General features: G+C 63.9%; 23 protein-coding genes. 13 read left to right on the forward strand and 10 right to left on the reverse strand.

What is annotated here, in order from left to right:
• Positions 1–132 precede the first annotated feature (132 nt).
• The 4 genes from ACFQX9_RS20295 (at position 133) to ACFQX9_RS20310 (ending at position 4,711) form a co-directional block, all read left to right on the forward strand.
• Positions 133–2,088 carry an ABC transporter ATP-binding protein/permease gene (locus ACFQX9_RS20295; RefSeq protein WP_018459346.1) on the forward strand — a complete coding sequence of 652 codons (1,956 nt, stop codon included), beginning with the start codon at positions 133–135 and terminating at the stop codon, positions 2,086–2,088.
• A gap of 77 nt (positions 2,089–2,165) precedes the next feature.
• On the forward strand, positions 2,166–2,870 hold the full coding sequence (locus ACFQX9_RS20300; RefSeq protein ID WP_256374445.1) for a phosphatidylserine decarboxylase: 705 nt from the start codon (positions 2,166–2,168) through the stop codon (positions 2,868–2,870).
• An 87-nt stretch (positions 2,871–2,957) separates the two neighbouring features.
• A complete protein-coding gene (locus ACFQX9_RS20305; protein ID WP_018459344.1) occupies positions 2,958–3,839 on the forward strand; it encodes a phosphatidylcholine/phosphatidylserine synthase in 882 nt (293 codons plus the stop codon).
• A gap of 152 nt (positions 3,840–3,991) precedes the next feature.
• Complete coding sequence (locus ACFQX9_RS20310; RefSeq protein ID WP_018459343.1) at positions 3,992–4,711, forward strand: RraA family protein; 720 nt, start codon at positions 3,992–3,994, stop codon at positions 4,709–4,711.
• An 18-nt stretch (positions 4,712–4,729) separates the two neighbouring features.
• Here ACFQX9_RS20310 and ACFQX9_RS20315 read toward each other — a convergent pair whose 3' ends face one another.
• Positions 4,730–5,023 carry a hypothetical protein gene (locus ACFQX9_RS20315; protein ID WP_085353034.1) on the reverse strand — a complete coding sequence of 98 codons (294 nt, stop codon included), beginning with the start codon at positions 5,021–5,023 and terminating at the stop codon, positions 4,730–4,732.
• Between the two features lie 327 nt (positions 5,024–5,350).
• Here ACFQX9_RS20315 and ACFQX9_RS20320 point away from each other — a divergent pair, with 327 nt between their 5' ends.
• The 7 genes from ACFQX9_RS20320 to ACFQX9_RS20350 all read left to right on the forward strand — a co-directional run bounded on the left by ACFQX9_RS20320 (position 5,351) and on the right by ACFQX9_RS20350 (position 14,145).
• Entirely contained in the window at positions 5,351–6,124 is a 774-nt protein-coding gene (locus tag ACFQX9_RS20320; protein WP_018459340.1) for a motility protein A, read from the forward strand.
• Between the two features lie 23 nt (positions 6,125–6,147).
• Positions 6,148–6,978 (forward strand): flagellar motor protein MotB, encoded by an 831-nt coding sequence (locus ACFQX9_RS20325; protein ID WP_007592497.1) that lies wholly within the window; start codon positions 6,148–6,150, stop codon positions 6,976–6,978.
• Positions 6,979–7,249: 271 nt separating this feature from the next.
• Positions 7,250–9,148, forward strand: coding sequence for a potassium transporter Kup (locus ACFQX9_RS20330; protein WP_085385797.1), 1,899 nt, complete (start codon positions 7,250–7,252; stop codon positions 9,146–9,148).
• Between the two features lie 141 nt (positions 9,149–9,289).
• Positions 9,290–11,218, forward strand: a complete 1,929-nt coding sequence (locus tag ACFQX9_RS20335) for a potassium transporter Kup (protein ID WP_377790220.1) — start codon at positions 9,290–9,292, stop codon at positions 11,216–11,218.
• 302 nt (positions 11,219–11,520) lie between these two features.
• Complete coding sequence (locus tag ACFQX9_RS20340) at positions 11,521–11,847, forward strand: rhodanese-like domain-containing protein (RefSeq protein ID WP_063996571.1); 327 nt, start codon at positions 11,521–11,523, stop codon at positions 11,845–11,847.
• Positions 11,848–11,855: 8 nt separating this feature from the next.
• Positions 11,856–13,034: an aminotransferase gene (locus ACFQX9_RS20345; RefSeq protein ID WP_085395866.1), complete on the forward strand. Its 1,179-nt coding sequence runs from the start codon at positions 11,856–11,858 to the stop codon at positions 13,032–13,034.
• 4 nt (positions 13,035–13,038) lie between these two features.
• The gene (locus ACFQX9_RS20350) at positions 13,039–14,145 is read left to right on the forward strand and encodes a polyamine ABC transporter substrate-binding protein (protein ID WP_377790223.1); all 1,107 of its coding nucleotides are present in this window, start codon (positions 13,039–13,041) and stop codon (positions 14,143–14,145) included.
• Positions 14,146–14,158: 13 nt separating this feature from the next.
• On the opposite strand, the gene ACFQX9_RS20355 is transcribed toward ACFQX9_RS20350, so the two are convergent.
• The 6 genes from ACFQX9_RS20355 to ACFQX9_RS20380 form a co-directional block, all read right to left on the reverse strand.
• Positions 14,159–15,091 carry a lipid A biosynthesis lauroyl acyltransferase gene (locus tag ACFQX9_RS20355; protein WP_377790225.1) on the reverse strand — a complete coding sequence of 311 codons (933 nt, stop codon included), beginning with the start codon at positions 15,089–15,091 and terminating at the stop codon, positions 14,159–14,161.
• An 8-nt stretch (positions 15,092–15,099) separates the two neighbouring features.
• Positions 15,100–16,377: a beta-ketoacyl-ACP synthase gene (locus ACFQX9_RS20360; protein WP_085395868.1), complete on the reverse strand. Its 1,278-nt coding sequence runs from the start codon at positions 16,375–16,377 to the stop codon at positions 15,100–15,102.
• Between the two features lie 99 nt (positions 16,378–16,476).
• On the reverse strand, positions 16,477–17,682 hold the full coding sequence (locus ACFQX9_RS20365; protein ID WP_085395869.1) for a beta-ketoacyl-ACP synthase: 1,206 nt from the start codon (positions 17,680–17,682) through the stop codon (positions 16,477–16,479).
• Positions 17,679–18,149 carry a 3-hydroxyacyl-ACP dehydratase FabZ family protein gene (locus ACFQX9_RS20370; protein ID WP_007608856.1) on the reverse strand — a complete coding sequence of 157 codons (471 nt, stop codon included), beginning with the start codon at positions 18,147–18,149 and terminating at the stop codon, positions 17,679–17,681. The genes ACFQX9_RS20365 and ACFQX9_RS20370 overlap by 4 nt, the downstream gene beginning before the upstream one ends.
• A gap of 10 nt (positions 18,150–18,159) precedes the next feature.
• A complete protein-coding gene (locus ACFQX9_RS20375; protein ID WP_007592476.1) occupies positions 18,160–18,447 on the reverse strand; it encodes an acyl carrier protein in 288 nt (95 codons plus the stop codon).
• Between the two features lie 250 nt (positions 18,448–18,697).
• On the reverse strand, positions 18,698–19,039 hold the full coding sequence (locus tag ACFQX9_RS20380) for a hypothetical protein (RefSeq protein WP_018459330.1): 342 nt from the start codon (positions 19,037–19,039) through the stop codon (positions 18,698–18,700).
• 271 nt (positions 19,040–19,310) lie between these two features.
• On the opposite strand from ACFQX9_RS20380, the gene ACFQX9_RS20385 reads away from it, so the two are divergent.
• Positions 19,311–19,934: a ParB-like protein gene (locus tag ACFQX9_RS20385; protein ID WP_377790228.1), complete on the forward strand. Its 624-nt coding sequence runs from the start codon at positions 19,311–19,313 to the stop codon at positions 19,932–19,934.
• Positions 19,935–20,083: 149 nt separating this feature from the next.
• Complete coding sequence (locus tag ACFQX9_RS20390; protein ID WP_201263842.1) at positions 20,084–20,227, forward strand: hypothetical protein; 144 nt, start codon at positions 20,084–20,086, stop codon at positions 20,225–20,227.
• 17 nt (positions 20,228–20,244) lie between these two features.
• Here the strand turns inward: ACFQX9_RS20390 and ACFQX9_RS20395 are convergent, their stop codons facing one another.
• The 3 genes from ACFQX9_RS20395 to ACFQX9_RS20405 form a co-directional block, all read right to left on the reverse strand.
• Positions 20,245–21,186: a hypothetical protein gene (locus ACFQX9_RS20395; RefSeq protein ID WP_085395871.1), complete on the reverse strand. Its 942-nt coding sequence runs from the start codon at positions 21,184–21,186 to the stop codon at positions 20,245–20,247.
• Between the two features lie 198 nt (positions 21,187–21,384).
• The gene (locus ACFQX9_RS20400; RefSeq protein ID WP_026233779.1) at positions 21,385–21,963 is read right to left on the reverse strand and encodes a peroxidase-related enzyme; all 579 of its coding nucleotides are present in this window, start codon (positions 21,961–21,963) and stop codon (positions 21,385–21,387) included.
• A gap of 103 nt (positions 21,964–22,066) precedes the next feature.
• Entirely contained in the window at positions 22,067–23,806 is a 1,740-nt protein-coding gene (locus tag ACFQX9_RS20405; protein WP_204510911.1) for an ATP-binding protein, read from the reverse strand.
• Between the last annotated feature and the right edge of the window lie 138 nt (positions 23,807–23,944).

Raw genomic sequence — 23,944 nt, forward strand, 5'->3', positions numbered from 1 at the left:
CGGTAAACGACGACGAACAATCCAAGATTCGCCATCTGGCGGGGTGCATGGGCATCGGTAAGGCTCTATATGACAAACGAAAATCCTTAATGGCAACGCAGCCCGCATTCGACGGGCTTTTCAGGCTTCTTGATGGACCAAGCTCAATCGCCCGCCGGCGCCAACGTTCCTGATCCCGCCGGGGGGCCGCTGGAGCGGGCCACGCTGATGGGCACGCTGGCGCATCTGTGGCCCTATATCTGGCCGGGCGACCGTTTCGACCTGAAGATGCGCGTGGTCTGGTCGATGGTGCTGCTGCTCGCCGCCAAGCTGATCACGCTGACGGTTCCTTTCAGCTTCAAATGGGCGACCGACGCGCTGACCGGCGCCAACAGTGCGCCAGTTCAGGCCGACAATTGGCACCTCTGGGTGATCGCCTCGCCGCTGCTGCTGACCGCCAGCTACGGTGTGATGCGCATCGTGATGGCGGTGCTGACGCAATGGCGCGACGGCATTTTCGCGCGCGTTGCCATGCACGCGGTGCGCAAGCTCGCCACCATCACTTTCATCCACATGCACGAGTTGTCACTGCGCTTCCACCTGGAGCGCAAGACCGGCGGCCTGACGCGCGTGCTCGAGCGCGGCCGCGAGGGCATCGAGGTCATCGTGCGCATGGTGATCCTGCAGCTGATCCCGACCATCGTCGAGGTCTCGCTGCTGATGGCCGTGCTGCTGTGGCAGTTCGATTGGCGCTACGTGCTTGCGACCCTCGTCACTGTCGCGGTCTACATGTACTACACCTACATCGCGACCGAGTGGCGGATCGGCATCCGCCGCAAGATGAACGATGCCGACACCGAGGCGAACACCAAGGCGATCGACTCGCTGCTCAACTACGAGACCGTCAAATATTTCAGCGCCGAGGCCCGTGAGTCACAGCGCTACGACCGGTCGGTCGCGCGTTACGAGGAGTCGAGCGTCCAGGCCTATACTTCGCTGGCCGTGCTCAACACCGGGCAGGCCGTGATCTTCACGCTGGGGCTGACCGCGACCATGCTGATGTGCGCGATCGGCGTGCGCAACGGCACCAACACGGTCGGCGATTTCGTGCTGGTCAACGCGATGATGATCCAGCTCTACCAGCCCTTGAACTTCATGGGCATGGTTTATCGCGAGATCAAGCAGGCGATCATCGACATCGAGAAGATGTTCAACGTGCTGGGGCGCGAGGCCGAGATCAAGGATGCGCCGGGCGCGAAGCCACTGGTGGTCTCCGCGGGCAATGTGCGTTTCGAGGATGTGCGCTTTGCCTATGAGCCGTCCCGTCCGATCCTCAAGGGCATCAGCTTCGAGGTGCCGGCCGGCAAGACGGTCGCGATCGTCGGCCCGTCAGGTGCGGGCAAGTCGACCATCTCGCGGCTTCTGTTTCGCCTCTACGACATCTCGGGCGGCAAGATCCTGATCGACGGCCAGGACATTCGCGAAGTCACGCAGGCGAGCTTGCGCGCGTCCATCGGCATGGTGCCGCAGGACACCGTGCTGTTCAACGACACCATCCGCTACAACATCCGCTACGGGCGTTGGGACGCCAGCGATGCCGAGGTCGAGCAGGCAGCGCAGCTGGCGCAGATCGATCATTTCATCCGCATGGCGCCGAAAGGCTACGAGACCCAGGTCGGCGAGCGCGGCCTGAAACTGTCCGGCGGCGAAAAACAACGGGTTGCGATCGCGCGCACCGTGTTGAAGGCGCCACCGATCCTGGTGCTGGACGAGGCGACCTCCGCGCTTGACACCCACACTGAGCACGAAATCCAGGGTGCGCTCGAGCGCGTGGCGAAGAACCGCACTTCGCTGGTGATCGCCCATCGGCTCTCGACCATCGTCGGCGCCGACGAGATCATCGTGCTGGACCAGGGCCGCATCGCCGAGCGCGGCACCCACGCGAAACTGCTTGGGGAGGGGGGACTTTACGCCAGCATGTGGAACAGGCAGCGCGAGGCCGAGGCGGCGCGCGAGAAACTGGCGAGGATGGCCGATTCCGGCGAGGCGCCCAACCGGGAGCCACCGCCGGTCGCCGATGTCCTGACGGCGCCTGCGGCGGCGGAGTGACCTTGTCTCCGGTCCCAACTCTGGCCTAAACAACACCACCGCGCGGGACGACCTGCGCCATCAACCCTGAGCGGCAGATAGCGATGTCCATTCTCGATTCGATCCAGCGTCAGATCCCGCCGATCCACAAGGAGGGATATCCCTTCATCGGCGGCTTTGCGCTGGCAAGCCTCCTCCTGTTCTGGCTGTGGTCGCCGTTGGGGTGGATCGGCACCATCCTGACCGTATGGTGCGCGCTGTTCTTCCGCGACCCCGTGCGCGTGACCCCCGTGCGCGAGGGGCTCGTGGTGTCGCCCGCCGACGGCCGCGTCTCGATGATCACTATGGCGCTGCCGCCGGCCGAGCTCGGCCTCGGCGATCGGCCGCTGCCGCGCGTCTCGGTGTTCATGAGTGTGTTCAACTGCCATGTGAACCGCAGCCCGATCGCGGGCCGGGTGGACCGTATCGCCTACCGGCCCGGCCTGTTCATCAATGCCGAGCTGGACAAGGCGAGCGAGGACAATGAGCGCAACTCGCTGGTGATCACGACGCCGACGGCGCGGATCGGCGTGATCCAGATCGCGGGTCTGGTCGCCAAGCGCATCGTCTGCTTCGTCAAAGAGGGGCAGGCAATCGGCGCCGGTGAGCGCTTCGGTCTGATCCGATTCGGCTCGCGGCTCGACGTCTATCTGCCGCTGGGCACGAAGGCGCTGGTCTCGGAAGGCCAGACCGCGATCGCCGGCGAGACGATTCTGGCGGATCTTGCCGGAGACGACCCGAGCCGCGCCTACCGTGCCAATTAACCAATAAGTCGGTCCTGAGGGGCCTTCCGCCGCAATGGCGGAGGGGAACGCGGCTTGCTATATCTCGCCCCAAGGTGAGGACGAGCCATGACGCCTTATGACTTCAAAGATCCTGATGTGCGCCGCCGGCGGTTCCGCCCGATCCCGGTGCGCATGCTGGTGCCCAACGTCATCACGCTGCTGGCGATCTGCGCCGGCCTGACCTCGATCCGGCTCTCGATCGAGGGGCGGATGTCGCTCGCGGTCTACGCCATCGTGTTCGCGGCGGCACTCGACGGCATCGACGGCCGCATCGCGCGCATGATCAAGGGGCAGTCCAAGTTCGGCGCCGAGCTCGACAGCCTCGCCGACTTCGTCAATTTCGGCGTGGCGCCCGGCCTGATGCTGTATTTCTGGCAGCTGCACGAGCTCGGCAATGCCGGCTGGATCGCCGCCATGGTGTTTGCGATCTCCGGTGGCCTCCGCCTGGCGCGCTTTAATGCCACCATGGACGATCCCAACAAGCCGGCCTTTGCCGCCAACTTCTTCACCGGCGTGCCGGCGCCGGCCGGCGCGATCACGGTGCTGCTGCCGATCTATGTCGCGTTCCTCGATCTCGGCCGGCTGCCTGCGGCGGTGACGGCTGCGTATACGCTGCTGATCGCCTTCCTGATGGTGTCGCGCCTGCCGGTGTTCTCCGGCAAGACCAAGCGCATGCGCGTGCCGCCCGAGCTGGTGCTGCCGGCGTTCGTCGCGGTGGTCGTGTTCATCGCGATCCTGATCGCCTATCCCTGGCACGTGCTGTCCATCGGAACGGTGCTGTATCTGCTCGCTTTGCCGCTCGGCTACAAATCCTATCGCGACCAGGCGCGCGCGATGGAAGCCACCGCGCCGGCTGGAGGCGAGGTCTCCTCGCCGCCTTCGGCGCCGACGCTGGCAAACCTGTCGGAGCCGCCGCGCGAAGACGACCGGCCCGACCGGCTGCACTGAACGGCAAGCGCCAAGCAGCCAAGGCACTGAACAGCGAGACTTGGATATCTGCCATGAGGCGCCCTGAGTTGGGTTGAGGCCCGATCTCGGCTATATCGCCCGGTGCAGGCGGCACCGCACCAACAGCGGCCGCCAATCTGGGAGAGAACGCTGTGACGAATACTGCGACCGGGCCGCTGCCCGCTTCCGTCCTCGAAGCGCTGGGCCGCTATGACACGCCGACGATCTGCAATGCCATGGAGATCGTGGCGCCCGAGCGCCGGCTGATCGGCTACACCACCAAACCACTGGTCTGCCCATTTCCCGATCTGCCCCCGATCGTCGGCTATGCCCGCACGGTCGCGATCCGCTCGGTGCTGAAAAATTCACTACCGCCGGAAGAGCAGTCCAAGCGCCGCATCGCATATTACGAATATGTCGGTACCGGCCACGGTCCGCGCATCTCGGTGATCCAGGACATCGACGGTCCCGACGTCGGCTACGGTGCGTTTTGGGGCGAGGTGCAGAGCAACGTGCACAAGGCGCTCGGCTGCCTCGGCGTCATCACCGACGGTTCGATCCGCGACATTCCGCAATGGGCGCCGGGCTTCCAGGCGCTGGCCGGCTCGATCGGCCCGTCGCATGCGTGGGTGCATGCCGAGAGCTTTGGCGGCGAAGTGCGCGTCGCCGGCATGACCGTGAAGTCGGACGATCTGATCCATGCCGACCAGCACGGCGCCGTCGTAATTCCGCACGATATTGCCGCAAAGCTGCCCGAGGCCGCCGAACTCTGTGGCCGCCGCGAGACGCCGATCCTCGAGATCGCCCGCAGCCCCGACTTCTCGTTGGAGAAGTTGAAGGCTGCGCTGAAGCGCTCGGCGGAGATTCACTAACGGCGGGACCGCGATGATCTACGGTTGCGACGCCGCTCGCAGGCTGCCCTGTTCCGTCAGGAACAAGGCGGCCTGATCCGGCTCGCCGAGCACCGCGGCAGCGCATCCGATCAAGGTGAAGCCGCCGGCAAAATCCCACAGGGTGATATCTTCCGCATTGTCCGGCATGTGGATCAGGTGCGCTGCGATCCCGGCGAGGGCCGCCTCGGCAAAGAGCAGCACGCTGAACGCCGGCAGGACGAGCCCGGGTTCGAGCATGTGGAGCGCCAGCACTGCGGGAAGCGCGGTGAGAAGACTGAACAGCGTCACCATTGCGATGCCTTCCGCCATGAGGTGCCGGCCGGGTCCAGAATACCAATTGATCGGTCGCCCCCGATGTGGCGCAGGGCCGCAGCCGAAGGGATCGCGTGCACGGGTGACGGGTGCGCGCGACACCGTATGGTTAGCAAAATGTTGAGATCCGTGTCGGCAGTCGGCAAAAGCCGGCGCCTTTCAGCGCGCTGCGGCCGCCAGGCGCGCCGGCTCAACTTAACCTTTACGCGTCTTTAATCGCGGCTCACTAGGGTTTCCGATGCGGTTCGGGGTTGGGCCGCGCCATCGGCCAGGACGGCCGTTGTTGCGTTCGCGTTGGAGTCTCCCATGGATATCATGACGAGCATCGGGCTCGTGGCGGGCATTGTCGTCATCGCGACGATGATGCTGCTGGGCGGCGATCTCCACATGTTCGTTTCCGAGCATGCGATGATCATCATCTTCGGCGGCTCGACGGCCGCGACCATGATCCGCTTTCCGCTCTCGACGCTGATCCACGGCCTACCGCTCGGCGCCAAGTTTGCCTTCACTATGAGCCGTCTGTCGGCGCACGATCTGGTCGACGAACTCGCCCGCATCGCCGAGATCGCCCGCAAGCAAGGGCCGGTGGGTTTGGAAAAGGTCGAGACCGACGAGCCGTTCCTCGCCAAGGGCATCCGCTACGTCGCCGACGGCTACGACCTGGACTTCATTCGCGACAATCTCGAGCGCGACCGCGATAATTTTTTGATGCATCTGGATGAAGGCAGCAAGATCTACCGCGCCATCGGCGACTGCGCCCCGGCCTTCGGCATGGTCGGCACGCTGATCGGCATGGTGCAGATGTTCGCCAACATGACCGACCCGTCAAAGCTCGGCCCGTTCATGGCGACCGCGCTGCTCGCGACTCTCTACGGCGCGCTGGTCGCCAACCTGTTTTGTACCCCGATCGCCGACAAGCTGCATGGAAAGCTCCTGGACGAAGAGACCAACCGCACGCTGATCATCGACGGCATCCTGATGATCCGCGACTCCAAGAGCCCCACGTTGGTCCGCGAAATGCTGCTGGCCTATCTGCCCGAGAAGCACCGCCACGCTGAAGGCGAGCCGGTGCCGGCCTGAGGCCGCGCGCCGGGATTTGAGATATGGCCAAGAAGAAGCGCGGCGATTCACACGGAGGCGGTCACGGCTGGTTCGTGACCTTCGCCGATCTGATGGGCCTGATGATGAGCTTCTTCGTGATGCTCGTCGCGTTCTCGACCCAGGATGCCAACAAGCTGAAGGTCGTCGCAGGCTCCATGCGCGACGCCTTCGGTGTCCAGACCGAAGCGCGCTATTCCGGCATCGTCGAGTCCGACGGGCTGCCGACCCGCCCTCGGCTGAAGAACGTCGATCACATTCAGCCCGAGGACTCTTCCAACACGCCGACGCCGGACCAGGAGGATCGTGACCGCACGTCGGGCGCGAAGATCAAGGTCGACCGCAATTTTGCGCTGGCGGCGGCCTCGCTGCGCCAAGCGTTGCAGGACATGCCGGAATTGACCGAGATGTCGAAGCACATCATGTTCGAGGAGACCAAGCAGGGCCTCAACCTCGAGATCGTGGACCAGGACGGTCGCTCGATGTTCGCCGACGGCTCCAAAGTCCCCTATGACCGCACCCGCCGCCTGATCGAGAAGCTCGCTGTCCCGCTCAAGGCGACGCCGCTGCGCGTCTCCATCGCCGGCCACACCGCGGCTGGATTCGTGCCGACCCGCAGCGACTACGGCGCCTTCGATCTGTCGGCCGACCGCGCCAATGCCGTGCGTCAGATCCTCGAACGCGAGGGCCTGCCGGCCGCCCATGTCTTCGCCGTCGCCGGCAAGGCGGATACCCAGCCGCTGTTTCCGGACGATCCCTCGCTCGCGGCCAACCGGCGGGTGACCATCACCCTGATGCGCGAAGATCCGCCGCTGCCGCCGAATCTGAAGCCGTAGGGCGCATTCGAGCGAAGTGGACCCTGTTTCGCGCGAAGAAGCGCGACAAAACAAGGATGTAGAGCCAATTCCCGTTCAATCGGGGACTGAAGGCTCAGGGCTCTTGTGCCACCATCTTACCTGAGGCATGTCGTCGCGTGGGCAACGACCGTTGCTGCGCCGTCACAGCATCTGGCCCGGTGCCTGCTATGGTGATGTGCCGATTGACAGGGGCGCCGGAACCGTCAAAAGGCGCCGGATCAATTCTCGGGCAGAAGCGTTCCAGTTTCATATGACGGCGAGCATCACATCGACCGAAGCTCCGGACGGGCCGGTCACCTCGGGTTTCTGGGGCCTGACGCTCGGGAGCATCGGCGTCGTCTTCGGCGACATCGGCACGTCGCCGCTCTACGCATTCCACGAGGCCGTCAGGGGCGCGGCCCATGGCCAGCCGGTCTCGCGGGTCATGGTGCTCGGCGTGCTCTCGCTGATCCTTTGGGCGCTGCTGATCGTCGTCACCGCCAAATACGTGCTGCTGCTGCTGCGCGCCGACAACAACGGGGAGGGCGGCACGCTTTCCCTCATGGCGCTCGGCCAGCGCGCGCTCGGGCGGCGGAGCTGGTTCCTGATGGCGCTCGGCGTCGTCGGCGCCTCCATGTTCATCGGCGATTCCATGATCACGCCGGCGATCTCGGTGTTGTCGGCGGTCGAGGGTCTGAAGCTCGCAACGCCCGCCTTCGAGCACTATGTCGTTCCCCTGACCGTTCTCATCCTGACGCTGCTGTTCGCGGTCCAGAGCAAGGGGACGGCACTGGTCGCCTCAGCCTTCGGGCCGGTGATGGTCGTCTGGTTCACCGTTCTTGCCGTGCTGGGTGCCGTTCACATCGCCGACGATCCGTCGGTGCTGGCAGCGATCAATCCCTATTACGCCCTGCAATTCCTGCTGTCGCACGGCACGATCGGCCTGGTGACACTGGGCGCGGTGTTCCTCGCGGTGACCGGCGGCGAGGCGCTCTACGCAGACCTCGGCCATTTCGGCCGCAAGCCGATCCAGTCGGCCTGGATGTTCTTCGTGCTGCCTGCGCTCCTGATCAACTATTTCGGGCAGGGCGCACTGGTGCTGTCGGATCCCAGCGCGATCGAACACTCCTTCTATCGCATGGTGCCCGAGCATTTCGTGCTGCCGCTGGTCGGACTTGCGACCGCGGCGACCGTGATCGCGAGCCAGGCGGTAATCACGGGGGCCTATTCCCTGGTCTATCAGGCAGTGCAGCTCGGCCTCCTGCCGCGCTTCGAGGTGCGCTTCACCTCGGAAACTCATGCCGGCCAGATCTATCTGCCGCGTGTAAACCGGCTGCTGCTGATCGGTGTGATGCTGCTGGTGCTGTTGTTCCACACCCCCAGCAATCTGGCTTCGGCCTACGGTATTGCGGTCTCCACCACCATGGTTGCTGACGGCATCATGGGCTTCATCGTGATCTGGAAATTGTGGAACTGGCGCGCGGCGACGGCCGCAGCGGTGATCCTGCCCTTCGTCGTGGTCGACATCAGCTTCTTCAGCGCGAATCTTCTGAAGCTGCTCGAAGGCGCCTGGGTGCCGCTGCTGTTCGGCGTGATCATGGCCGGGACAATCTGGACCTGGCGGCGAGGGTCCGGGATCCTGATCCAGAAAACGCGCCGCATCGAGGTGCCGCTGGACGATCTGATCCGGAGCCTGGAAAAGCGGCCGCCGCACATCGTCAAGGGCACCGCGGTGTTCCTGACCAGCGATCCCTCCTTCGTGCCGACCGCGCTGCTGCACAATCTCAAGCACAACAAGGTGCTACACGAGCACAACGTGGTCCTGACCATCGAGACCGCGCATACGCCGCGGGTCGATCTGTCGGAGCGGTTCCGGATGGAGAGGATCAGCGACAAGTTCTTCAAGGTCCGCCTGCGCTTCGGCTACATGGAGCAGCCGAACGTGCCCAAGGCACTCGCGATCGCGCGCAAGCAGGGCTGGCAATTCGACATCATGTCGACCTCATTCTTCGTGTCGCGGCGCTCGCTGAAGGCGTCGGCGCAGTCCGGCATGCCGCTTTGGCAGGACCATTTGTTCATCGCGCTGAGCCGGTCCGCCAACGACGCCACCGACTATTTCCAAATTCCCACCGGACGCGTGGTTGAAGTCGGAACCCAGGTCACCATCTAAACGGTGGCCGGCCCAGCCATGCAAATGTGCATGGCTAAGCCCCAAAATCTGGCTAGGCTATGCCGGCAGCGCAGGCCTATAAGCCCCGCGCCCTTCTGCCGTTGTGCAGTGAAGCATTTTTAGAGGCCACCAGGCTCTCCCATGACAAGTGATATCGCGATTTCCGCCCCGGAAACGGCGGCGGCCAATGGGCATGGCGATGCCCACACCACTGCCGGCTTCGGTGCGCTGACACTCGGCAGCATCGGCGTCGTCTACGGTGACATCGGCACCAGCCCGCTCTACGCGTTCCGCGAGGCGGTCATGGCGGCTTCCGGCGCGGAGGGGGTGCCGACGCCGGCGGCCGTGCTCGGCGTGCTCTCCCTGATCCTGTGGGCGCTCATCGTCGTTGTGACGCTCAAATACGTCGTGATCCTGCTCCGTGCCGACAACAACGGCGAGGGCGGCACGTTGGCGCTGATGGCGCTGGCCCAGCGCGCAGTCGGCACCCGCGGAACAACCATCGTCCTGCTCGGCATCATTTCCGGAGCCCTGTTCTACGGCGACGCCGTGATCACGCCGGCGCTCTCGGTGCTGTCGGCGCTCGAAGGCATGAAGGACGTCACCCTGCACTTCGAGCCCTACATCGTGCCGCTGACCGTGATCACCCTGGTCGGTCTGTTTGCCGTGCAGTCCCGTGGCACCGCTCGCGTCGCCGCCTTCTTCGGCCCGATCATGTGCGTCTGGTTCGCGGTGATCGCGATCGCGGCGATCCACCCGATCATCCAGCAGCCGCAGGTGCTGTTCGCGCTGAACCCGCTCTACGCCGTGTCCTTCATGATCCACCACGGCATCATCGGCTTCGTGACGCTCGGCGCGGTGTTCCTGGCGGTCACCGGTGCCGAGGCGCTCTATGCCGACCTCGGCCATTTCGGCAAGCGGCCGATCCAGACCGCCTGGCTGTTCATCGTGGTGCCGTCGCTGGCATTGAACTATCTGGGGCAGGGCGCCCTCGTGCTCGGCGACCCCGGCGCGATCGTGAGCCCGTTCTTCCAGCTCTTTCCGCAAGGTTTTTTCCGCGGCTGCATGGTGGTGCTGGCCACCGCCGCAACGGTTATCGCGAGCCAGGCGGTCATCACCGGTGCCTATTCGCTGACGCGTCAGGCGATCCAGCTCGGTCTGTTGCCGCGGTTTGAAATTCGCCATACGTCCGAAGCCCATTCCGGCCAGATCTTCATCCCGCGCATCAACCAGCTCCTGCTCGTCGCAGTGGTCCTGCTGGTGCTCTTATTCCGCTCCTCCAGCGCGCTGGCCTCGGCCTACGGCATCTCCGTCACCGGGACCATGGTGGTTACGGCGATGATGGGCTTCGTGGTGATCTGGAAGGTATGGCGGTGGTCGCCGTTCACGGCTGCCGCCCTGATCGCGCCGTTCCTGTTTCTCGACCTCACCTTCCTGGCCGCCAATCTGCTCAAGGTGTTCGAGGGCGGCTGGGTGCCGCTGGCGCTCGGCGCGCTCATGATCATCCTGATGTACACGTGGCGGCGCGGCAGCCGGCTGCTGTTCGAGAAGTCGCGCAAGCTCGAATTCCCGCTCGCCGACCTGGTGGCCATGCTGGAGAAGCGGCCGCCGCAGCGCGTGCCCGGCACCGCGGTGTTCCTGACCAGCGATCCCCTCAGCGCGCCGACCGCGCTGATGCATAGTCTGAAGCACTACAAGGTGCTGCACGAGAAGAACGTCATTCTCACCATCGAGACCGCGCAGACCCCGCGCATCGATCCGGCCGAGCGGGTGAAGCTGGAACAGATCTCGCCGACCTTCTCCAAGGTGACGCTGAAGTTCGGCTTCATGGAATCGCCCAACGTGCCGAAGGCGCTGGCGATCGCCCGCAAGCTCGGCTGGCAGTTCGACATCATGTCGACCTCGTTCTTCCTGTCGCGGAGGGCGCTCAAGCCGGCCGCCCATTCCGGCATGCCGCGCTGGCAGGACCGGCTGTTCATCTCGCTCAGCCGTTCCGCCAACGACGCCACCGATTATTTCCAGATCCCCTCCGGCCGCGTCGTCGAGGTCGGCACCCAGGTGACGATCTAGCTCCGCAGCTGTCATCGCCCGGCTGGACCGGGCGATCCAGTACCCAGAAACAGTGCGTGGATACGGGCAGGCCGCGGCGTACCGGATTCCCCGCTTTCGCGGGGAATGACACTGAGCTAGCGGTGAGGTGTGAAGCAGGAGCTTCAGGCATCGTGAAGGTCGCGCTTCAAGTCGCTGCGATTTAGCTTTAACTTGCGCAAGGCAGCTCAAGCCTTTGTAGCGCTTGATTTTCGCGGGCCGAGAGGCGAGGTTGCCGGCCGCCGGGATCGCCCCGGCAGCGGCCCGCGACGTTGGAGGATGATGTGGCAAATCAAGTACAGGATCTGACCCCGGACGAGGTCTCCAAGGGTGTTGCGGAAGGGCGCTATCTCCTCGTCGACGTGCGCGAGCCGAACGAGGTCGAGGCCGAGGCTTATCCCTACGGCGTGGTCGTGCCGCTCTCGACCTTCGATCCCAAAGCGATCCCCGATCCGGAGGGTAAGGAGGTCGTGTTCGCCTGCCGCTCGGGCAAGCGTTCGGTGACGGCCTCACTGGCGGCGCAGGCCGCGGGCCTGCCTTACGACAAACATCTGGCCGGCGGCATGCTGGGCTGGAAGGCGGCGGGTCTTCCCAGCAAGGTCGGCGGCTGACCCCGCCGATGTCAAAGAGCTCGTCCCTCAACAAGGTCTTCGCAGACCTTCCTGTCACCATCTTCGAGGCGATGTCGCAGGCCGCGCGCGACAATGCCGCCATCAATCTTGGGCAGGGCTTTCCCGACGATCCCGGGCCCGAGGACATCCGCCGCGCCGCGGCCGAGGCCTCGCTGAACGGCTACAACCAGTACCCGTCGATGATGGGCCTGCCGGAACTCCGTCAGGCGATCGCGACCCATTACGGCCACTGGCACGGCCTCGAGCTCGATCCGATGAGCGAGGTGATGGTGACCTCCGGCGGCACCGAGGCCCTGACCTCGGCCATCCTCGCCGTGGTCCAGCCCGGTGACGAGGTGGTGTGCTTCCAGCCGGTGTACGATTCCTATCTGCCGATTATCCGCCAGGCCGGCGGCATTCCGCGCCTGGTCCGGCTCGAGCCGCCGCATTGGCGGCTGAATGAGGACATGCTGAAAAGTGTCTTCAATTCAAAGACCAAGGCGGTGCTTTTCAACAACCCCCTGAATCCGTCCGCGGTGGTGTTTCCGCGGGAGGACCTCGAGCTGCTGGCGCGCTACTGCCAGGAGTTCGACGTCATCGCGATCTGCGACGAGGTCTGGGAGCACGTCACTTTCGACGAGCACAAGCACATCCCGCTGATCACCATTCCCGGCATGCGCGACCGCACCATCAAGGTCGGCTCGGCCGGCAAGATCTTCTCGTTGACAGGCTGGAAGATCGGCTTCGTGTGCGCCGCGCCGCCGTTGCTGCGCGTTGCCGCCAAGGTGCACCAGTTCCTGACCTTCACCACCGCGCCGAACCTCCAGGCCGCCGTCGCCTACGGCCTCGGCAAGCCCGACGAGTATTTCCTGTCGATGCGCAAGGACCTGACGCGGAGCAGGGACCGCCTCGCCAAGGGCCTGGAGAGCCTCGGCTTCCCCGTGCTGAAGTCGCAGGGCACCTACTTCCTCACCGTCGACCTGTCCCCGCTCGGGCTGAACGAGAGCGACACCGAGTTCTGCTGGCGGATCGTGAAGGACTACAAGGTCGCGGCTATCCCGGTCTCGGCCTTCTACGAGCAGGACCCTGTGACCTCGGTGGTGCGCTTCTGCTTTGCCAAGAAGGACGAGACGCTCGACACCGCACTGGAGCGACTGTCGGACGCGGTGCGCGGGCGCAAGAGGTAGGGAGATGACCAACGTCAGCCGCTGTGGTTTTGGCCTTGCGATCGCCGCCGCGCTGACGTTGCTCTCCGCTCCTGCCGGGGCCGAGGAGCGGGTCGTCAACTTCTACAATTGGTCGAACTACGTGGCGCCCGACGTTCTCGAGGCCTTCACCAGGGAGACCGGCATCAAGGTGGTCTACGACACGTTTGACGCCAACGAGACGCTGGAGACGCGCCTGATGGCCGGCAAATCCGGCTATGACGTCGTGGTGCCCACCGCCTATTTCCTCCAGCGCCAGATCAAGGCCAACATCTTCCAGAAGCTCGACAAGTCGAAGCTGCCGAACCTGGCCAATGCCTGGCGGGTGGTAACCGAACGTCTCGCGATCTATGACCCCGGCAACGTCTACGCCGTCAATTACATGTGGGGCACGACAGGCATCGGCTACAACGTCGCAAAGCTGAAGCAGATTCTCGGAGCGGATGCCAAGATTGACAGCTGGGACGTCGTGTTCAAGCCGGAGAACCTCGCGAAATTCAAAGACTGCGGCGTCCACATGCTGGATTCCGCCGACGACATCTTTCCGGCGGCGTTGAACTATCTCGGGCTTGATCCGAACTCGACCAAGCAGGCCGACCTCGAAAAGGCCGCCGATGTCGTCACCAAGGTGCGGCCCTCCGTGCGCAAGTTTCATTCGTCCGAATATCTGAGCGCGCTCGCCACCGGCGAGATCTGCTTCGTGGTCGGCTGGTCCGGCGACATCATGCAGGCCCGCGCCCGCGCTGCCGAAGCCAAAAGCGGCATCGAGATCGGCTACGCCATCCCGAAGGAGGGCGCGCAGATGTTCTTCGATAATCTCGCGATCCCCGCGGATGCCAGGAACGTCAGCGAAGCCTACGAGCTGATCAACTATCTCTACCGTCCGGACGTGGCCGCCAGGAATACGGACTTCCTGTCCTACGCCAATGGCAACCTCGCCAGCCAGAAACTGGTCGATCCGAAAATCTTGAGCGACAAGAACATCTATCCGGACGAGGCGACGCTCGCAAAGCTGTTCGTCATCACGGCGCGTGAGCCCGCGACCCAGCGGGTCATCAATAGGCTTTGGACCAGGGTGAAGACGGGGCGGTAAGCACTACTGTCCGCTACCGCCACCTTCGGTGCAGCCACAGCCACTGCTCCGGATGCTCGCGGACCCAGCCTTCCACCACGCTCGTGATCGCCTGCGTGGTGCCCTGGATGTCGATCTTGCCGTCGGCGTCGCGCACCGGGTGGACCTCTTCGGTGATCTCGGCGGTGAAGCGGCCGCCGGGCAGGCGGATGACGCGGACGCCGTGGATCGGGCATTCGACCTGTCGTAACAGGCGCGCCAGCATCGGATTGGCGCGGGTCTTGCGGCCGAAGAAGGTGACCTCGACTCCGCCGGTCAGATACTGGTCGATCAGCATCGCGACGTGCTTGCCGTCCTTGAGCGCCTGGGCAAGCCGCAGCGGCGCGTCGCGCCCCGCCGGGATCAGCGTGCCCATGTTGACCTGTCGCATCTCCTGGATGATGCGGTCGGCGGAGGCGATATTCGGGCGGCGGTAGAGGATCGCTGCATCGAGCCCGTGTGCGACCGCGGCGAGCGCCGGTAATTCCCAATTGGCCAAATGCGCGGCGAAGATCAACGCCGGCTTGCCGTCGTCGCGGATTTGATCGAACAGCTCGATGCTGCGGCTGGGCAGTTCGATCCGACTGTTTTCTGGATGATCGCGGTCGTAATCCCAGACCTGGTCCATATGGGCGAATTCGGCGCCGACGCGACCGAGATTGTCCCAGACGCCCATCAGGATGGCTTCGATTTCCTCGGGCGACTTGTCCGGAAACGCCGCGGTGAGATTGGCGCGGCCGATGCGGTGCTCGCGCAGGCGCGGGCCGATCAGTTTGGTGACGCGTGCGAAAAAGTCCGAGGTCTTGGCTGGATCGAAATAACGCGTGGTGCGCAACATGCCGACGGTGGCAGCGCCGATCAGCCCTCCACCGATCGACTTTGCCGTCTGCCGCGCGCGGGCCTTCGTCGTCGCCGGAAGCAGCGCCATGCGTCCGGTCAGGCCGGTTCGCGGGTCAGGATCAGCGAGGCGTTCTGGCCGCCGAAGCCGAACGAGTTCGACATCACCGCGGTGACGCGGGCATCGCGTGCCTTGTTGCCGACGACGTCGAACAGGATCGTGGGATCCGGATTGTCGTAGTTGATCGTCGGCGGGATACGCTGATGCTCCAGCGTCAGCAGCGAGAAGATCGCCTCGACCGCGCCCGCGGCCGAGATGGTGTGGCCGACCATCGACTTGTTGGAGGTGACCGGAATCTTCGAGACGAGCTCGCCGAACACGGCCGATGTCGTATTGTACTCCATCTTGTCGTTCTCGGGCGTCGCGGTGCCGTGCGCGTTGATGTGGTCGATCTGGTCGGGCGTCATGCCGGCATCGGCCAGCGTCTTGTTCATGCAGCCGATGATCGGCTTGCCGTCGGGCGAGGAGCGGGTGCGATGGAAGGAATCGGTGAGCTCGCCGCAGCCGGCGATTACGCCGAGTATTTTTGCGCCGCGCGCGGTGGCGGCTTCATAGCTTTCGAGCACCAGCGCACCGGCGCCTTCGGCCATGACAAAACCGTCGCGGTTCTTGGAGAAGGGACGGGAGGCCGCCTGCGGCGGGTCGTTCTGGGTCGAAAGCGCCGAGAGCAGCGAGAAGCGCACCAGCGCCTCCGGATTCACGGTGCCGTCGGTCGCCACGCACAGCGCGGCATCGGTCTCGCCGCGGCGGATCGCCTCGACGCCGAGCTGAATCGAGGTCGCGCCCGAAGCGCAGGCCGTCGACAACGAGATCGGCGAGCCCTTGGTGCCGAAGGTCTCGGCGAGGTAGGCCGCGACCGAACCGAACATGAAGCGGTGGTGATAGGCGCTGTACTTGCCGCCACCGGAGATGCGCAGCAGATCGTCGTAATTGAAGTCGGGTTTGCCGACGGCGCGGCCGAGTTCGCGGCGCTGCGGCCATTCGACTTCGACCGGTGCGACCGCAAGAAAGAGAGGCCCAGGGAAATCCGCCTTGGCGCCGATCCCGGCCTGGTCCAGCGCTTCCTGCGTCACCAGTTCGGCCATCCGTTCGGACAGGCCGGTGGAGGAGAACGGATCGACGCTGACGAAATCCACCGTGCCGGCCATCGTGGTTTTCAGGCCGTCGACCGGAAAGCGCGTGATGGTTCGGATGCCGGATTCGCCGGCGACGAGCTTCGCCCAATTGTCGGTCTTGCCGTTGCCGAGCGAGGTCATGATGCCCATGCCGGTGACGACGACGACGGGACGCCCGAGTTTGTCGCGTGGTGCAGTCATGTCGATCCCCGCTTGAGCTGGAGCATGATCCGAAAAAGCGTGATGCGGTTTTCCGAGAAGATCATACCCAAACAATAACCTGCCAAAGCGTAACGCGCTTTAGCTTACTGCCTCGACCAGCGCCATGCCTTCGCCGCGCCAGTGTCCGGCCCCCACCACCACAATCTGGGTGGGCGCTCCCTGCATTTCAATCTCGGTGCCCGTGGAATCGTTCGGCGGAAACAGCGCGCCGCGAGAGATCGACAGCGCGGCGAGCGCGATGCCGAGCGGGAATTGCGTCTCCATGGTGTGGCCGAACATCGTGCCGGTCGAGCGCACCGGGAACTCGGCGTGGCCCTTCAGGAAGGCGCGCTCTTCTGATGTCGCAGGCTCCGCGCCGGTCGCGCCGGATATGATCGCGCCCTTGCCGTCGCGCTTCGGCAACTTTGCCCAAAGCTTCTCCAGCGTCGCGGCCATGTCGCCGGGGGTCTTACGACGGGCAAGGTCGGCAACGACGCTCGACAGCTTTGCGAATGGTTTTGCGCCGCGCGCTTCCGCATGGGCCTTCGATTCCAGCACCAAGAACGCGCCAGCCGAGCCGAGCGCGAAGCCGGCGTGGTCCTTGCGCGCCCACACGGGGGCGAACTTGTCCTTCAGATTGAAGTCGCCGAATTCGTAGAGGACCATCAGGTCCTTGCGCTCGCCATTGTGCGAGCCGCCGATCAGCGCGATGTCGCTCTCGCCGGAGGCGATGCGCGACAATGCAATGCGGGCGGCATCGGCGCCGGCAACCTCTTCACCCATGAAGGTGCGCGAGGTGCCGCCAATGCCGTGCACGATGGCGATGTTTCCGGCGAGCAGGTTGGAGAGCTGGGCCAGGAACAGCGTCGGCCTGAGATCGCTCATCAGCCGCTCATTGAGGAAGCCGGGCGCGTTGGCGCCCTTGGCCTCGGCCGTGAGCACGCCGGTGTCGACGTTGAGATCGCGTTCACCGCCGCCGGCGGCGACCACCATGTCGATCTTCGACAGGATGTCCTTGTTGCCCTTGATCCCGGCGGAGTCGAGCGCAAGCCCGGCCGCATAGGTGCCGATGCGCTGCCAGGCTTCCATCTGGCGCTGGTCGCCCTTCTTGGGGATCTGGCTGTCGAAGGTGACAGGCATCAGGGGGTGCACGATGTAGGGTGCAAAGCCCTTCTCGTCGACATTGATGCGCTTCTCCTGAAGCGCGGCCCAGTTGGCGTCCAGGCCCTCGCCGAGCGAGGTGGCCAGGCCAATGCCGGTGATCCAGACTTCCGTCTGGGCAGGCTTCGAAGGAGTCTCGGTCATGGCGATACGGCCTGTTGCGGAAAGCCGACGCGTTTGGCGACCGCGTCCATGTGGGCGCGCATATCCGCATGGGGAAAGGGAATCTGCGTGAAGGTCAGCGTCGAATTCGCGCGCAGCTTGCCGCCGACCTTAATCTTGGCTTCGGTCACGGCGTAGCCCGAGCCCTGATGGGCCAGGCTCGCCTCGATGCTCATGAGATCGCCGGGGAAGACCGAGCCGCGGACCTTGGCCTCCTTGACGGCAGCCAGGATCGGCATGCGCTCGAATTTGAGCACGCCAAGTTGAAGCCAGCCCGAGGCCTGCGCCATCGATTCGATCAGGAGCACGCCGGGCATCAGGGGATAGCCCGGGAAGTGCCCTTCGAAGATGGTGCTCTCCATCGGGACCTGAGCCTCGACAACAATCGTCTTCGCGTCGACGTTGAGGTCGACGACGCGATCTATCATGTGGAAGTATTCGAGTTGCATGACCGCGCGCTTAAGCGCTCGCGCCCTTGGCCGCAACCAGTTCGTCGATGCGGGCGCACAGGTTTTTCAGCACGAAATACTGCTCGGTGGTCGCTTTGCCGTCGTTGACCTCCTGAGTCCACTTTTCCAGCGGCAGCTTGATACCGAACTGCTTGTCGATCGCGAACGCGATGTCCAGGAAATCGAGGCTGTCGATGCCGAGGTCATCGATGGCATGGCTATCCGGCGTGATCGTGTCGCGCGGGATGTCGCAGGTTTCAGCGATGATCGTAGCGACCTGATCGAATGTGGAGGACATCACTAAGCCTTTGATATATTGCAGATGTTTGTCAGATTTTCCAGAGTGGAACGATGGGTGGGCATCGCGCCCCGATGACGCCCTCAACCCCCCTCTGGCCGGGTCGAAAGCCCGTATATCGGAGCGCCGCCCTGAGTTCAATGGAGCCGGACGGGTGTGGGGGACCGGGCTGGGGACGCCCCGGCTGAGCCGTTTCGGCCGAAGGAGCGCCAGCGGGCCTACCAGACGTCTTGCTTACCAGATGTCCTGCCTAGATGTGCGGCGTCGTGATCTTGACGCAGTCGCGGCGGCCCATCAGCACGCAATCCTGGGTCCGGCGCAGGTCGGCGATGCTCACCGCGAGCCAGATCCCGATCGCGGTCAGTGCGATGGTGAAGGCCAGCGCCGCGATATTGGCGAGCATGCGATGGCGGAAATCGTCCGGTTCGGTGCGGGGCTCCTCGTAGCGCGACAGGTCGAGCCGCTCGGGCGCGACGCGCAATTGCTGCACGCTAGCGTTGCCGCGGTGGGCCGTCGGGGAAGGCGAGGTGCGCGGCCTGAACTGGAGCACCCGGTGCTCGTCATCCGAGCTTATGGGCCGCTGGGTTGTCATGGTGCAGGGATCACTCCGAAGCAGCGATTTTTAGATAGCATACGTAGTGAACGCGTTGCAGAAAATTTTCTCAACGCGCACGTGCATTGCGCGTTCGCACTATCCTGCAGGACTGCGAACGAAGGACCGTGGAACCGTGGTCGTTCCGGGCCTGCAGAGGGTGCGATGCAATAATATCCACCGAGCCGAATGCATTTGCCGGCGCGGTGCCCATGACATAGTCCAGGGAACCTGACCACGCAGCTGCAACCATGTTAGGGGCCTTTCGACCATGACCAATACGCGCGAACCGAGAGTGCATCCGGTGTCGATCCTGTCGCTGCGGCCGACGCAGATGACGGTCGGGATGCGCGAGGTCAAGGAGAAGCGCAAGCGCTGGCGCGAGCACGACAAGAAGAAGCAGGCCGATCTGCTCGGCAAGCATATGATCCCCGTCGTGCACGGCCCCGACGAGCGCTATTACGTGATCGACCATCATCATCTCGGTCGCGCGCTGCACGACGAGGGCGTCAAGGAGGTGCTGGTCACCATTGTCGGCGACCTCAGGATGGTGGAGCCCGAAGCGTTCTGGGGCGTGATGGACAACAAGCGCTGGGTTTACCCCTACGACGCCAAGGGCGAACGGCGACCATTCCGCGATTTGCCCAAATCCGTCGTCGACCTCAAGGACGATCCCTTCCGGAGCCTTGCCGGCGAGCTGCGCCGCATGGGCGGCTTCGCCAAGGACACCACGCCGTTCTCCGAATTCCTGTGGGCCGACTATCTGCGTCGAAAGCTGTCGCGCAAGACTGTGGATGCCAATTTCGACAAGGCGCTCGAGAAGGCGATGTCCTCAGCCAAGAGCAAGGATGCGATCTATCTGCCCGGCTGGTGTGGGCCAGCGGAGGATGATTAGGCGCAACGCTCGCAGCAGCAGGCATGCGGCTCCGCAAACTGGATCTGATCACAGCCTCTTGAGCGAAACCATCTTCCGTCCGCACGAAGCAGTGCTGAAACCAAGCCGTGCCATCTGTTGGAATTGTCGAGCTCACACAGGAGGCCGAAATGCGCCGTCTGATTTTCGCCGTTGCCCTGCTCGTGGTCGCTTCAGCCGGGATCTCGGCATCGTTTGCCGCAGTTCACCATGCCAAGACGTTGACGTTTTCCGAGCGCTTTGCCCCGGCGCTCGAGTTGATGGCGCAGCGCTAGGACAGGTTCACGCCAGTTCAACCAGCAGCGTCGCGATCGATTTTGCGCAACCGCACAAAGGCGGCCCAGGCCCGCGGATAATCCTTGTCCGCGGGATCAATCGTAAGTAGCGCGCGGCATGCTTCCTTGATCTCCTCAGGCGAAGGACGCTTGGCCGGAACGCCAGATGATTTGGCCTTCTCCCAGCGAGCCTCGATATCTGTTGCGAAAGCCAGGGCCTCGGCGCTCGTCCGCTTCTGCGCCGATTTCGCCAGCGGATGGTCCGAGGGGAAACTTGGCCATGCAGCCGGCGGCTGATCGACACGCCACGTCAGTTCATCTGCTTGTCGCGCCTCCACGCCCGAACCTGAATGCTGTGCTGCTGGCGCCCATCCTGCCCCTGCCGAGGCTGGCGAACCCGATGAGCCGGCTGATCTCCGCGGGACCGCCGAACCTGGCGCGACCGCCGCTGTCTGTCCGGCCAGCTGGCCAAGCTGTTGTTCCATCGTTCCGCCGCTGGACTTGGGGATGACTTTTTCGATGGTCTTGATCATCGACAGCGCGCCTGGCGATATCAGCGTGTTCTGGTCGGCAATTTTGTCGTCGGCCGCGCCTGGGCAGGGCTTGTAAGCAGAGCGCTGCGACGTCATCCGGCCGTCGTCGTCGATACGGGCAAAATCGATCGAGACAGTGTAAACGAACGCGGCCTCGACATACTGCCTCTCCTTGTCCATCGCTTTTACGGAGCCGCATACGTATCTTGCCTGGTCTGCATCGATCGTTCGCAGGCCGTTGAAGTGAGCTGAATTCGGCGCAACGAGGACGCGTAAGACGGCAGCCCGCGCCTTGCCGTGCTCCGATTCGAACATGCTCCATATCTCGTTCGCGTTGATGATCTCCGGCTGATAGTTCCATGCGTATCCGGCCGCGAAGAATGTCGTGCCAATACAGGTCGCGATAACAAATGCCCGCACGTTCATGAGAAGCCCCCCAACAGGCACGGCTCATCCGCGTCTCCGGGGACGGAAACTGCGCAAGTTGTGCCAAGGCGTTTGTGCTAGTTGAGGGTGAGATTCTTAATTAAACGTGTGCGATTGCGAAAACACAGAGTTCCCGTCAAGCGGGAACTCATCCGCTGCATTGTGGCGATGCGTTCCTTCCGCGCTCGCGGCGGTCGGTCATTTCTTCGGCAGCCGTCCCATCAGATAGAATTCGTCGTTCGGCCGCATGCCGGTGAAATTCGCCAGCCGGTTCGACAGTGCGAAGAAGGCGGAGATTGCGGCGATGTCCCAGATGTCGTCGTCGCTGAAGCCATGCGGCGCGAGCGCAGTGAAATCGTCCTCGGAAATCCGCTGCGCATCGGCCGAGACCTTCATCGCGAAGTCGAGCATCGCCTTTTGCCGCGGCGTGATGTCGGCCTTGCGGTAGTTCGTGGCGATCTGGTCGGCGATCAGCGGGTTCTTGGCACGGATACGCAGGATCGCGCCATGCGCGATCACGCAATACTGGCACTGATTGGCTGCCGAGGTCGCGACCACGATCATCTCGCGTTCGGCTTTGCTGAGGCCGCCGTCCTTCTCCATCAGTGCGTCGTGGTAGGCGAAGAAGGCGCGGAACTCGTCCGGGCGGTAGGCCAGCGTCAAAAACACGTTCGGCACGAAGCCGCTCTTCTCCTGGACGGCGAGGAGACGCGTGCGGATGTCGTCAGGGAGCGCATCGAGGGCGGGAGCGGCGAAGCGTTGCACAGGCTTTGTCATGGGCATGGATTCCGGCTTGGGGCCGGCAACCTTAGTCGATGCGGGTGCCATGCTCAACGTGACGCCAGGCTCGCAATGCCGGCGCTGGAAAACAAGCGTCGCTTTACCGCAGCGGCTTTTTCAGCAGCGAGAAGCGGTCCGGATCCAACCCCATCGACGGTTGCAGCATCGGGGCTTCGATGCTGGAGAGCGTCTTCGCGGGCGGCGCCGAGAACACCGGATCGTTCGGCACGTCGCGCTGCGAGGTGGCACCGCGCCAGCGCTCGAGCACGGCGCCGACGAAATGCATGTCGTGACCGGAGGTGACGGAGGGCACGCTGCTGATGGTGGCTTCGCCGCGCGGCAATTGATGCGGCGGCACCTCCTTGAAGCGCAGCCGCGTCGGCAGCGCGACACCTTCGCCGAATGCCAGCACTTCTCGGGTGCCGAGCGAGGGCACGAACGAAAGCAGGTTCGCGGCCGCATCCGACACCGCGGCGCGCAGCAGCGCCTGGTCGCGCTCGTTGGCAAGGCGCATCGTGAACAGCGTGTTGCACTGGGAGATGATGGTGGCGTCGAGCTCGGCCGGACGCTGGGTGATGAGGCCGAGATAGACGCCGTATTTGCGGCCTTCCTTGGCGATGCGCGACACCGCCTTGCGGGTCGGCCCGAAGCCGACATTGCGATCGGCCGAGGCGTAGCGGTGAGCCTCCTCACAGACGAACAGCATCGGCGAAACGCCATCGCTCCACAAGCCGAAGTCGAAGGCCATGCGGCAGAGCACCGAGACGACGGAATCGATGACCTCGGCCGGGAAGCCGGCGAGCTGCATCACCGTCATCGGTTTGCCGTTGGCCGGAAGGCGGAACAGATGACTGATCACCTCTGCCATGGTGTCACCGCCGACATTGGCGTTGTCGAACATGAAGGCGTAGCGCGGGTCGTTGCGGACCGCCTCGATGCGGGAGATCAGCTTGTGATAGATGATGCGCGAGGAGCGGTTCTCGAGCTTGCCCATGCGCTCGTCGATCAGCGACATCAGATCGACCAGGCGATAGGGCACCGGCGTATCGACGGTGTAGCCGATCTGCTTGGGATCGATGCGCTTCAGGCCGATGCGGTCGGCGTTCTGGTACTGGGTGTAGACGCCCTTGGCGAGCGGAATGACCTCGGCGAGGACGTCGAGCTCCTCAGGCACGCCGGCGCGGCCGCCGAACAGCACGTCGACGATTTCCTCGAAATTGAACAGCCAGAACGGCAGTTTCAGATTGCGCGGGTTGAGCACCAGCGCGCGGTCGCCGAAGCAGCGGCCATATTCGTTGTGCACATCGAGCAGGAAGATGCGCAGGTTCGGGCGTGCCTTGAGGATCTCGTTGAGCAACAGCGACACACCGGTCGATTTGCCGACGCCGGTCGATCCCAGCACTGCAAAGTGCTTGGAGAGCATTTCCTCGATGTCGACATAGGCGACGACGGAGCTGTCCTGCTGAAGGAAGCCGACATTGATCTGGTCGGAACCGGTGGGCGCGTAGATCGTGCGCAGCTCCTGGCTCGTGATCAGGTCGACCGAATCGCCGATGGTCGGATAGTTGGTGACGCCGCGCTGGAATTTGGCCTTGCCGGTCGCGTTGAGGATTTCGCCCAGCAGGTCGACCGAGGCAATGGCGATCAAATTGTCGTTGCTCGAGAGGTTCTCGCAGGACACCTCGGTGATCATGGCGACGATGACCGAGCTGGCGCAGCGGATACTGACGAAGCGGCCGACGGTGGCCCGAACTTCCGAGACCGGCATCCGGCTTTCAGCCAGCAGCCCGACCCGGGCGAGCGATCCGCGAACCGAAATCACGCGTCCAAATGATGTCACAATGAATGAACCTGGCAAGAGCAACGGGTTGTCCGGACTATGCACGGCCGTCGCTGGATAAACGGTTAAGCGGCAGGCGCCGGCGCTTCGTTAAATCCGCGACAATTCAGGTGCGAGGATTGTTCCCAATACATACTC

Source organism: Bradyrhizobium sp. GCM10028915 (genome assembly GCF_042666195.1).
GTDB lineage: Bacteria > Pseudomonadota > Alphaproteobacteria > Rhizobiales > Xanthobacteraceae > Bradyrhizobium > Bradyrhizobium canariense_D.

Excerpts from the sequence above, each read along its gene's own strand:
- ACFQX9_RS20295 (WP_018459346.1), top strand. The coding sequence starts at position 133 with ATGGACCAAGCTCAATCGCCCGCCGGCGCCAACGTTCCTGATCCCGCC.
- ACFQX9_RS20305 (WP_018459344.1), top strand. The coding sequence starts at position 2,958 with ATGACGCCTTATGACTTCAAAGATCCTGATGTGCGCCGCCGGCGGTTC.
- ACFQX9_RS20315 (WP_085353034.1), bottom strand. The coding sequence starts at position 5,023 with ATGGTGACGCTGTTCAGTCTTCTCACCGCGCTTCCCGCAGTGCTGGCG.
- ACFQX9_RS20320 (WP_018459340.1), top strand. The coding sequence starts at position 5,351 with ATGGATATCATGACGAGCATCGGGCTCGTGGCGGGCATTGTCGTCATC.
- ACFQX9_RS20325 (WP_007592497.1), top strand. The coding sequence starts at position 6,148 with ATGGCCAAGAAGAAGCGCGGCGATTCACACGGAGGCGGTCACGGCTGG.
- ACFQX9_RS20330 (WP_085385797.1), top strand. The coding sequence starts at position 7,250 with ATGACGGCGAGCATCACATCGACCGAAGCTCCGGACGGGCCGGTCACC.
- ACFQX9_RS20335 (WP_377790220.1), top strand. The coding sequence starts at position 9,290 with ATGACAAGTGATATCGCGATTTCCGCCCCGGAAACGGCGGCGGCCAAT.
- ACFQX9_RS20345 (WP_085395866.1), top strand. The coding sequence starts at position 11,856 with ATGTCAAAGAGCTCGTCCCTCAACAAGGTCTTCGCAGACCTTCCTGTC.
- ACFQX9_RS20350 (WP_377790223.1), top strand. The coding sequence starts at position 13,039 with ATGACCAACGTCAGCCGCTGTGGTTTTGGCCTTGCGATCGCCGCCGCG.
- ACFQX9_RS20355 (WP_377790225.1), bottom strand. The coding sequence starts at position 15,091 with ATGGCGCTGCTTCCGGCGACGACGAAGGCCCGCGCGCGGCAGACGGCA.
- ACFQX9_RS20360 (WP_085395868.1), bottom strand. The coding sequence starts at position 16,377 with ATGACTGCACCACGCGACAAACTCGGGCGTCCCGTCGTCGTCGTCACC.
- ACFQX9_RS20365 (WP_085395869.1), bottom strand. The coding sequence starts at position 17,682 with ATGACCGAGACTCCTTCGAAGCCTGCCCAGACGGAAGTCTGGATCACC.
- ACFQX9_RS20370 (WP_007608856.1), bottom strand. The coding sequence starts at position 18,149 with ATGCAACTCGAATACTTCCACATGATAGATCGCGTCGTCGACCTCAAC.
- ACFQX9_RS20375 (WP_007592476.1), bottom strand. The coding sequence starts at position 18,447 with ATGTCCTCCACATTCGATCAGGTCGCTACGATCATCGCTGAAACCTGC.
- ACFQX9_RS20380 (WP_018459330.1), bottom strand. The coding sequence starts at position 19,039 with ATGACAACCCAGCGGCCCATAAGCTCGGATGACGAGCACCGGGTGCTC.
- ACFQX9_RS20385 (WP_377790228.1), top strand. The coding sequence starts at position 19,311 with ATGACCAATACGCGCGAACCGAGAGTGCATCCGGTGTCGATCCTGTCG.
- ACFQX9_RS20390 (WP_201263842.1), top strand. The coding sequence starts at position 20,084 with ATGCGCCGTCTGATTTTCGCCGTTGCCCTGCTCGTGGTCGCTTCAGCC.
- ACFQX9_RS20395 (WP_085395871.1), bottom strand. The coding sequence starts at position 21,186 with ATGAACGTGCGGGCATTTGTTATCGCGACCTGTATTGGCACGACATTC.
- ACFQX9_RS20400 (WP_026233779.1), bottom strand. The coding sequence starts at position 21,963 with ATGACAAAGCCTGTGCAACGCTTCGCCGCTCCCGCCCTCGATGCGCTC.